This window comes from Bacillus sp. JJ1474, from assembly GCF_036965225.1.
Lineage (GTDB): Bacteria > Bacillota > Bacilli > Bacillales > Cytobacillaceae > Cytobacillus.
Genome location: NZ_JBALPC010000348.1, coordinates 1 through 997 on the forward strand (window position 1 = coordinate 1; position 997 = coordinate 997).

Below are 997 nucleotides of genomic sequence, written 5' to 3' on the forward strand. Positions count from 1 at the left end.
CCACAATAATATAAATACTTGTAATTTTGATAAAAAAATCCTTATATGGGGTTAAGTGTTTTTCTTAAGCCTCATATAAGGAGAAAATGCCATATAAAAAAATTCACAATAAAAGAAGTAGGATGATTTTCATCTTTTTTTAGATTCGTGCTTATTTATAAAAAACATCTTATTCGTTTTCTAAAATAATCTTCATTTGTGTCTCTATTAAAGGTAATCCATCACTATAGTTAATTTTTTGATATAAATTATACAATCTATTATATGAAGAGTAACTACCCACTTTTTCAATTAATTGGGTATACAAGTCTAGTGCTTCTTTAAATCTATTTTGTCTTGAATACCCATCTGCTAGTAAACCTATAAGTTCATAATTTTTACTGTTTGTATTCAATTCATCAGTTAATAGATCAATGGCTATCTTTAAGTAGCCATTATTTATTAAAGAACTTATTAATTGCTCTTTTTGTTGTACATTTAAGTTTAGCTTTCTATATGTTTCCAAAAATACAGACTCTTCATCTACTCTTAATAAATTTATACATGCGTTTTTTATCATGTCATAAATGGTTTCTGAAAAAGAAATCAGTTTATTATCACTTTTATTTACTATTGAAGTCAATTCTACCTTTTCTTTTTTATTGAGATTCATACTCTGCAATAACTTTCTCAATAACTCTTCATTTTCTTGAACCATTAGTAAAGTAAAAACATCACTAAAAATATTATTATCTAAAATATTCTCTTTTTCCCATATCAAACTAGCTTCTTCGTATTTTTTATTATAAAGAGCGGAAATTGCTAAAACTGAATTATTTACTTCAATATTATACTCATCTATATAATATTGAAGTAGCTTATTTCTATGAGCATAAAGAACACCAACTAGGATTTCCAATCCTTTCACATCAAAGATAGGATATGACTTTTTCAAATTTTCATTTATATCGTTTTCATTTATTCCCGCTGATTTTAATATAAAAAAATACTGAGAGAG

Annotated in this window: 1 protein-coding gene; it reads right to left on the reverse strand. The window is 25.1% G+C overall.

Annotated elements, in window-relative coordinates; genetic code table 11:
• Window positions 1-169: 169 nt before the first annotated feature.
• A partial coding sequence (locus V7164_RS25605; RefSeq protein ID WP_335355649.1) for a hypothetical protein occupies window positions 170-997 on the reverse strand: 828 nt, incomplete at its 5' end.